Source organism: Calothrix sp. CBUCES-K 9914 (assembly GCF_059640475.1).
This window is the reverse complement of record NZ_JBXXZH010000211.1, coordinates 1-9326: the sequence shown is the minus strand read 5'-3', so window position 1 is coordinate 9326 and position 9326 is coordinate 1. Positions and strand designations below refer to the sequence as shown.

Below are 9326 nucleotides of genomic sequence, written 5' to 3'. Positions count from 1 at the left end.
AGTTGCTTTAGGGGATAAACTATGGAAAACCAGCGACCCTGAACTAGATAAGCAGGTTCGACAAAGTTATGCTGGAGATGTACCACAGTTCCAACGTCCCCTTGATATTGAAGTTCATGGAGAAAGTGGAGTTTCTTTAGGTGCTATTTGTCGTGATGAAATAGGTAATGTCGTTTTAGTTGAATCTTCAGTTCCGTTAGAAACCGCACGCAACAGACCATTGACGCAAGAAAAATTAGAAGAACAATTTGGACGTTTGGGTAATACTGCGTTTAAGTTAGGTAATTTAACTAATAATCTCAAAGGTGATGTAATTGTACCAGTGAGCGAGTTAAACCGAATGCGTCGGGATATCGTCGCAAAGTTAGAAGAACAACGTGCGAAACCTAAACGCTGGAAATTAAAATCAAATGCTTCGCTAAAAGATTTATTACCAACACAAGTAGAGACGCGATTAATCGCGTCTCTACCTTCTATTTCTTTAATTGTCTTAGTCCGCAACCTCGAACAGCTTTCTTCAGCACTCAATGCAGGAATTGAGACGGTATACTGTGAATTTGAAGACCCTAAAAAATATCAAAAAGCAGTAGAAATCGTAAAAAATAATCACGTCTCTACACTCAGCACTCAGCACTCAGCACTCAGCACTATCTTTGTAGCACCACCCCGCATTACCAAACCTGGGGAAAACTGGATTTTAGAGCAAGTACGCGCGTGTGATGCAGACGGGTATTTAGTGCGGAACTATGACCATTTGAAATTCTTTGCCAACGATAGATGTATAGGAGACTTCTCTCTGAACATTGCAAACCCATTAACAGCAGATTACCTAAAAAATAATTTTGGCTTAGAACGATTAACTGCTTCTTATGATTTAAATATTAACCAACTAGAAGATTTAATCACAACTTCTCCCCCTAACTGGTACGAAGTTACAATACATCAACATATGCCAATGTTCCATATGGAGCATTGTGTATATTGCGCGTTTTTATCTGACGGTAAAGATTTTCGTGACTGTGGGCGCCCATGCGAAAAACATGAAGTAAAGTTACGTGATAGAGTCGGAAGCGAGCATATTCTCCAAGCTGACTTAGGATGTCGTAATACAGTATTTAATGCCACTGCTCAAACTGGCGCCGAGTATGTACAGCGACTTATTGACCTTGGTTTACGAAGTTTTCGGATTGAGTTTGTCAATGAAAAACCAGAAGAAGTGGCTCAAATCATACAATGCTATCAGCAATTATTACGAGGTGAAATTACAGGTTCGCAATTGTGGCGCCAGTTAAAGTTACAGAACCAACTCGGTGTTACGCGCGGTACAGTTGTACATTAAAACCCTATATGATGCTTAGTGTAATTGCGTTCAAAGTGAGTTTTCAGCTTTTGGGCGCCAGCCGCCATTGCTGCTAACAAAATAGAAGTAGAAACAACTATTATTTTAATAGTGCTATTTTCGAGCAATATTCCTAAACCAGCAAAAAAGATAGCTGCTGCAATCGAAGCTTGTTTAAGTACCTTTATTCTTTGGTAAGCACGGTTGCAAGAACTACAAATTTGAGTATGACGCGAAAATCGATCAAATGGCATCGGTTCTAAGCGCTTACTGCTAGTTTGCTTAGTAGTTGTATAACCTTGGTAAAAGGGTAAATTTTCACCAAATTTATCCAGCCATTTGCGATGCTCAATTAAAAATACATCTGAACTTTTGAGAGGTAAGTAAACTTCTTTGAGACTTTTACCTGTTTGCTCAATATATTTCTGTTGCTCAACAATAAAAGCTAAGTCTTCTTCCAAAATTTTATTTTGGCGCAAATGTTCTAACCAACGAGGTTTGAGTCTAAAATACCGATTGAAGAAATTACCGTATCTTCTAATTAAAATTCGACATTGACCTTGACCCAAAGGAACCGCATACAACCAAAATCCACCAATTATTCCAATCGCTTCATTAACAATTCGATACTTTACCAAACCGGGAGCAACAAATTCTGTAAAAGTCCAAGCACTATTAGGTCTTCTATACCGACAGGTAAAACCATTTTTTGAAGATGATAGTATCTCCATTTCCAAAGGAGATGCAAATGAGCGCTTCACATTTAACTCAGTACCATCATGACTAATGGGAACGTGAGCAGGGTCTAGAAAGTTTTCAACTAAAAAGTTTTGGTCATAGGGCAAATCAGCTACTGTGTCTACAACAAATAATTCAGGTTTTTCGACTTCAGCTACAGTGGGAATAAGGTTATCGTTTTTTTCTTGCTTTGAACCTAACCATACCCAAACTATTCCTTGACATTCCACCACATCAAAGGATTTTACACAAGCTTGTTTGGGAATTGTTGCTTTATCTGCTAGCTGGGGAATATGAAGACATTCTCCCTCGGCGCCAAATTGCCAACCATGATACAAGCATTCGACTCTACCATCTATTATTTGCCCATTAGATAATTTTGCAGCTCGGTGTGGGCAAAGGTCTTTTAAACAAACTAGTTTTCCTTCTGTATCTCTAAATAAAATTAACGGTTCATCGTACAAAGAAAAACTATAAGGCTTGTGATTGCTGAACAAGTCTTGTACAAAAGTAATTGGATACCAGCAATTTTGCCAATCAAATCGCTCTGTAGTTATATCGTTATCAAGGCTATAATTAGCTGTATCAGCAGACATGATTAATACCTCGCAATCAGGGACAAAACTTTGCTCAACTTAGGCTTTTAATGACCAAATTATACATCTATCCAGCTTTGATAATTTGTGTTCAGAATTTTCATATATTAAATTTAGATTAAAAGTATCAGTTACAAGTACGTATCAAGCCTTTAGCGATAGCTATTGTTAGAGCCTCAGCGCGCGTACTAGCTCCAAGTTTGTGTAAAATAGCGTGGACGTGAACTCTCACAGTTCCAGGTGTGATATAAAGTTTATCGGCGATTTGTTGATTACTTTGATTCGCTGCCATTAAGAGCAAAATTTCTTGTTCGCGCTGGGTAAGTATATTTTGTGCTGCTGAAGGTTTAGTTACATCAGGTTGCGCGCGTGCGGCAAAAGCAAAACGTATTTCTTGTGTAGCTATTTCATCCCACCATGAAGCACCACTTGCTACCGAACGTAATGCTAATAGTAATTTTTCTGACCCTATACCTTTAAGACAGTATCCTTGGGCACCTGCTTCAATTATTTGTATCAATAGTGATTGTTCAGAATAAGAACTTAAAACTAATATTGGCAACTGAGGATGATTTTTTTTGATAATCTTACATGTTTCTACCCCTCCAATTCCAGGTAAAACAATATCTAATAATACAACATCTAACTGGCAAGAATTTACTAATTCAATTGCAGTTTCACCATCAGTAGCTTCAGCAACAATTTCGATGTTTTCTTCTTGCTGTAACCTGATACGCAGTCCTAAACGGAACAACTCGTCGTCCTCAACCAAGAGAATTTTTATTTTTAGTGGCGCCATTTCATGAAAAGGGTTTACACTCCCCCATTTTACAGTTTTCGAGAATATAAACTATTATCACGTACTAAATCGAAAAATCTAAAAAGCATAAACAGGTAGCTTGAAACCAAAAATAGCTCCACTGTTTGTACTCCACGAGTTAGATATCGCTGCCTCACGGTTTTCTGCCCAAATTATACCACCATGCGCTTCGACTATTTGACGCGAAAGATATAGTCCTAATCCAAATCCTTTCGCACGTCTATCACTGTTACCTTGGTAAAAACGCTCAAATAAATGTGTAAATTGTTCAGGTTGAATACCTGCACCAGTATCTAATATCTTTACAACTTGATAAGATGTTTGTGTTTCCAGCACAACTTCCACAATACCACCACGCTGCGAATGACTAATCGCATTAACTAATAAGTTAGTAAAAACTCGCTGTAGCTGTAAAGCATCACCTTTGACCCATAACGACGAGCGAAAATCTGAATCTCCATAACGGAATGATATAAATACACGACGTGAAGCTGCTAAGTCAGTAAGAGTGCTAGCAGCTTCTGAAGCAATAGTGGCTAAATCTAATGTTTCCCAATTCAATTTTAACCCTTCTGTATCATTCCGGTAAACATCCAAAAGCGTTTCCAGTAATTGCAGCGAACTATCATGACTACGCACCATTGTTGCTAAAACTTTTTGCTGCGTTAGGGAGATGGTGCCAAATTTTTCTTGCTGAAATGCTTTTAATGTTTCAATGGCGCCCAAAATGGGTGTCTTTAAATCATGGGTGAGTGTTGAAGCAAAGTCCTCTCGTAACTGTACTAGTTTTTGCTGTGCCTCTAGTTTAGCTTGTGTCAAGTTAATAGCTTCTTCAGAGCGTCGCAACCGTTGACTCAGAAAACCTGTAACGATTAATGATAGAGATGCAACAATTCGGTTAACAACAGTAGAAGTTGAAATAAGGCTTCCTACAGGTATCCACAAATTCAGCATCGTTAGAAATACTGCAATGAATGTAACTTTAAACGTTGCACGATAACCAAACCAAGACCCAGTAAGTAAAATCGGTCCTGTGTAAACGTATCCAAAAACAAAGTCTGGCGGTGTGTCAAACTCAAATAAAAATATAATCAAAAATAACCCTGTAATAATTAGAGAACTACCTGGGCGTAAATGTTTTGCTTTTGACGTAGCTTTATCGGATGTCATTGGCTGAAGCTATCCTACGCGCATGTTTAAATCTTCTGAGGAGTAATGTAGTGGTGCATCTTGCATCTATTTACAACTATACTGTTTTTTCTCTAGCTACGGTGTATAAAATTATGTTTAGGTTGGCGTTTAGGTTAGCGTTTAGCTAATATCTATTTATTCTAAACACTTTCCACATAAGTGTTTAGTTCTATCTAAACGTTTCTATATCTGAGCTATACTTTGTTTAGAACTAAGTCAATTGCTCCATTGCTACATCACTATTTTTGTCTCAAAAACGAGAGAAAACCGATGCAATAGCGATTTAGACGTAGAAAAAGCATTAAACACACTTATGTGCAATCTACCGACTTGTATATCACTGATTGGCATATTAACAATAAACGCTAAGTTATACCTGCTATATCTAGCCATCTGTTAAGAAAAGTTTCATACTTATATATTAGGTAAGTAAGTCATCGATAAAGGTGAGTCTTTATCTAACGAGGCTATATCTGCATCAGTCGCTGTTACTGTGCTAAGAAAAAATACTTAATCTTCAGAACTTCAGGCGATTCAACTTGAATTCCGATTCATACATACTCTTTTTGGAGTTAAACTAATTCATGCTAGAAGGATGGATTCAAATTGCATTAACGCTGCTTATAGTAGTGGCGATAACTCCCTTTTTTGGTAAATATATCGCGCGCGTTTTCCTGGGAGAAAGAACAATTCTCGACCCAATTTTAAATCCCTTTGAGCGAGTACTGTTCTCGTTGATAGGTGTTTCAAGTCGGGAAAATATGACGGGTTGGCAATATGCACGCGCGATTATTTACAGCAACATAGTTATGGCGTTGCTGATATTTTTCATAATCCTGAGCCAAGGTTGGCTACCTTTCAACCCAACAAAAATAGGGGCACCAACTTGGGACACAGTACTACATACTACGATTTCTTTCATCACCAACACTAACCAGCAGCACTATTCTGGAGAAAATTATCTCAGCTATGCTAGCCAAGTTTTTGCACTCGGTTATCATATGTTTGTTTCTGCGGCAACAGGTTTAGCTGTAGGAATTGCTTTTATTCGCGGGTTAACTGGTAGGTCGCTGGGTAATTTTTATGTAGACTTGACTCGCGCGATTACACGAATATTACTACCCATCAGTATCGTTGGCGCCATCGTCTTTATTGCTGCTGGTGTTCCCGAAACATTAGCAGGCCCTGCGATAGTAAGCACGTTAGAAGACCCTAACATCAGTCAAGCTATCGCGCGCGGTCCTGTTGCTCACTTTGAAATCATCAAGCAACTAGGTGAAAACGGTGGCGGATTTTTTGCAATAAACTCAGCACACCCATTTGAAAACCCTAGCGCTTTTACAAACCTACTTCAAATAGTCATATTACTTTCTATCCCCACCTCCTTGATTTACACTTACGGGGTATTTGCAAATAATATCAAGCAAGCTTGGTTAGTTTACGGCATGGTATTCATCATCTTTGTTGGATTTATTGCTGTCATAGGTGTAGGAGAATATAACGGTAATCCAGTTGTCAACGCGCTCTTAGGTAGTCCACAACCAAACTTAGAAGGTAAAGAAGTTAGATTTGGTTGGGCACAGTCAGCGTTATATGCTGCTGCCACAACCGGAACGATGACGGGTGCAGTTAACAGCTTGCACGATTCCTTTATGCCGAATGGTGGATTTATAACGTTGTCGAATATGTTCCTCCAAATAATATGGGGTGGACAAGGTACAGGAACAGCTTACTTGTTTGCTTACTTAATATTGGCGGTATTCGTTACAGGTTTGATGGTGGGACGCACACCAGAGTTTTTAGGACGCAAAATTGAAAAGCGCGAAGTTGTCTTAGCAAGTTTCTTAATTTTACTCGTCCACCCAATCGCCATTTTGATCCCCGCTGGTATTACACTTGCATTCCCCGACCAATTAGCAGGTATTAGCAATCCTGGTTTTCACGGGTTTTCACAAGTAATTTACGAATATGCTTCCGCAGCAGCTAATAATGGTTCCGGTTTTGAAGGTTTAGGTGATTCTCAACCGTCTCCAATTGCAATTGCCACAGGTGCAAAAACAACTGTTACTGCCTTGTGGTGGAACTTAAGTACATGTTTCAGTTTACTAGCAGGACGGTATATTCCAATCACAGGTTTACTGCTTTTAGCTGATAGTATGTATCGCAAGCAGCCCGTACCAATGAATGTAGGTACACTCCGCACTGACACAGGATTATTTACAGGTGTAACAGCAGGCGTAATTTTAATCTTAGGCGCCTTGACATTTTTCCCAGTACTAGCATTAGGACCAATTGGCGAAGCATTCCAAATTGCTAAAGGTGTTGGCATCGGTGCTGGTTAATTATCGCTTCTCCTTATTCGTGGAGTCACAAACAAATAGCTAATTTCTATGCAAACTAATATTGACCCTTCTTCCAAACGTGCATCACAAGGCACAAGAGTAGATCGAAGAAACACGCCCAAAGCTGATATGCGTGGACTGTATCAAAGAGCAGTGAAGGAATCATTCATAAAGCTTAACCCCAAAGTCGCCGTCAGAAACCCAGTTATGTTTATTGTCTGGGTTGGCACAATCGTAACTTTACTTGTGACTATCAACCCGAATTTATTCGGTACAGTTCAAGCGGATATAAACCAGCAACGTTTATTAAACGGGATTATTACTTTCATTCTGTTTTTCACAGTTGTTTTTGCGAACTTTGCAGAAGCAGTTGCCGAAGGACGCGGTAAAGCACAAGCAGACTCGTTAAGGTCAACCCGTTCTGATACTGTCGCTAGAAAAATCTTGCCTGATGGTACAGTTGTTGATACTAGTTCAACCGAACTTAGACGCGGTGATATTGTCAGAGTTTCAGCCGGAGAAATGATTGCTGCTGACGGCGAAGTAATTGCTGGTCTTGGTTCCGTTGATGAGTCCGCGATTACTGGAGAGTCGGCGCCTGTACTCAAGCAACCTGGAACCGATATCGCAAGTTCCGTAACAGGTGGTACTCGCTTATTATCGGATGAACTAACGATTCGTATTACTGCTGACCCAGGTCAAGGTTTTATTGACCGAATGATTTCTTTAGTTGAAGGCGCCGAACGTTCCAAGACGCCGAACGAAATAGCCTTAACAGTATTACTCGCAGTATTAACACAAGTATTCTTAATCGTAGTTTCAACAATTCCACCTTTTGCTGGCTACATTGCCAACTTTGTCAGCACAATATACGGTCACTCTGCAGGAGACAGTTTACGTGCAGGCGCCAGTATCGCGATTTTAATATCACTACTAGTTGCACTAATTCCTACAACTATTGGTGGTTTGCTGAGTGCAATTGGTATTGCTGGGATGGACAGAGTTGCACAGTTCAACGTAATTGCCACTTCTGGACGTGCAGTCGAAGCTTGCGGCGACATCAATACTTTGGTACTAGACAAAACAGGTACAATTACATTAGGAAATCGGTTGGCGAATGAATTCATACCCGTTAACAATCACACAGTTGAAGAAGTCGCGCAAGCATCTTTAGATTCGAGTTTATTCGATGAAACGCCAGAAGGTCGTTCAATTGTTGCGTTAGCAGAAAAGTCACAAGCAAAGGTAGACTTTAATACAAAAAGTGCTGAAGGTATAGAATTCTCAGCCAAAACCAGAATGAGCGGTACAAATCTACCTGATGGTCGTGAAGTTCGTAAAGGAGCAGTAGACGCAATTAAAGGGTTTGTACGTTCGCGCGGTGGTAATGTTCCGGCTGAATTAGACACAGCTTTCGAGCGTGTTTCCAAATTAGGAGGCACACCACTAGCCGTTTGTCAAGACAACGATATTTACGGTGTAATCTACCTCAAAGATATAGTCAAACCAGGTCTACGCGAACGCTTCGACCAACTGCGACGTATGGGAGTAAAAACAATCATGCTCACAGGAGACAACCGAATTACAGCATCAGTAATTGCAGAAGAAGCAGGAGTTGACGACTTTATTGCAGAAGCAACTCCAGAAGACAAAATTGAAGTAATTCGTAAAGAACAAAGTGAAGGTAAGTTAGTAGCAATGACCGGAGATGGTACAAACGATGCACCAGCACTCGCGCAAGCAAACGTTGGTGTAGCGATGAACTCAGGGACACAAGCAGCCAAAGAAGCTGCCAACATGGTGGACTTAGACTCCGACCCCACAAAATTAATAGACTTAGTAACAATTGGTAAACAGCTATTAATTACTCGTGGTGCCCTCACAACATTCTCAGTTGCCAACGACATCGCCAAATATTTCGCCATTATTCCCACTATCTTCGGTGCTGCAGGAATAGGCGCCTTAAACATCATGGGACTAAAAAGCGCACAATCAGCAATAGTCAGCGCCTTAATTTACAACGCCTTAATCATCCCAGTACTAATACCCCTAGCATTAAAAGGAGTAAAATTCCGTCCCCTAACAGCCGACCAACTTCTAAAACGTAACATTCTTATCTACGGACTTGGTGGTATCGTCGCTCCCTTCATCGCCATCAAACTTATTGACATAATCCTACCCTTATCGTAGCGAATCCCCCCTACCTTAATAAGGGGGGAACAAGAGGCGGGATTTAGCCCCCCTTAATAAGGCAGGGCTGTTTCATTCCCTCTCAAATCGGATTTGTCAAGATGGTTAGC

Annotated in this window: 6 protein-coding genes; 3 read left to right on the top strand and 3 right to left on the bottom strand. The window is 40.1% G+C overall.

Annotated elements, in window-relative coordinates:
* A partial coding sequence (locus tag AC2JBO_RS33385; RefSeq protein WP_496957935.1) for a U32 family peptidase occupies positions 1–1339 on the top strand: 1339 nt, incomplete at its 5' end.
* Here AC2JBO_RS33385 and AC2JBO_RS33380 read toward each other — a convergent pair.
* The 3 genes from AC2JBO_RS33380 to AC2JBO_RS33370 all read right to left on the bottom strand — a co-directional run bounded on the left by AC2JBO_RS33380 (position 1336) and on the right by AC2JBO_RS33370 (position 4663).
* Positions 1336–2673 carry an aromatic ring-hydroxylating dioxygenase subunit alpha gene (locus AC2JBO_RS33380; RefSeq protein ID WP_496957934.1) on the bottom strand — a complete coding sequence of 446 codons (1338 nt, stop codon included), beginning with the start codon at positions 2671–2673 and terminating at the stop codon, positions 1336–1338. The genes AC2JBO_RS33385 and AC2JBO_RS33380 overlap by 4 nt on opposite strands.
* 127 nt (positions 2674–2800) lie before the next feature.
* Positions 2801–3472, bottom strand: a complete 672-nt coding sequence (locus AC2JBO_RS33375; protein WP_496957933.1) for a response regulator transcription factor — start codon at positions 3470–3472, stop codon at positions 2801–2803.
* Between the two features lie 78 nt (positions 3473–3550).
* The gene (locus AC2JBO_RS33370) at positions 3551–4663 is read right to left on the bottom strand and encodes a sensor histidine kinase (protein ID WP_496957932.1); all 1113 of its coding nucleotides are present in this window, start codon (positions 4661–4663) and stop codon (positions 3551–3553) included.
* Positions 4664–5268: 605 nt separating this feature from the next.
* On the opposite strand from AC2JBO_RS33370, the gene kdpA reads away from it, so the two are divergent.
* Together kdpA and kdpB are read left to right on the top strand one after the other, a co-directional pair.
* Positions 5269–7026 (top strand): potassium-transporting ATPase subunit KdpA, encoded by a 1758-nt coding sequence (gene kdpA, locus AC2JBO_RS33365; RefSeq protein ID WP_496957931.1) that lies wholly within the window; start codon positions 5269–5271, stop codon positions 7024–7026.
* Positions 7027–7074: 48 nt separating this feature from the next.
* A complete protein-coding gene (gene kdpB, locus AC2JBO_RS33360; RefSeq protein WP_496957930.1) occupies positions 7075–9216 on the top strand; it encodes a potassium-transporting ATPase subunit KdpB in 2142 nt (713 codons plus the stop codon).
* Positions 9217–9326 lie beyond the last annotated feature (110 nt).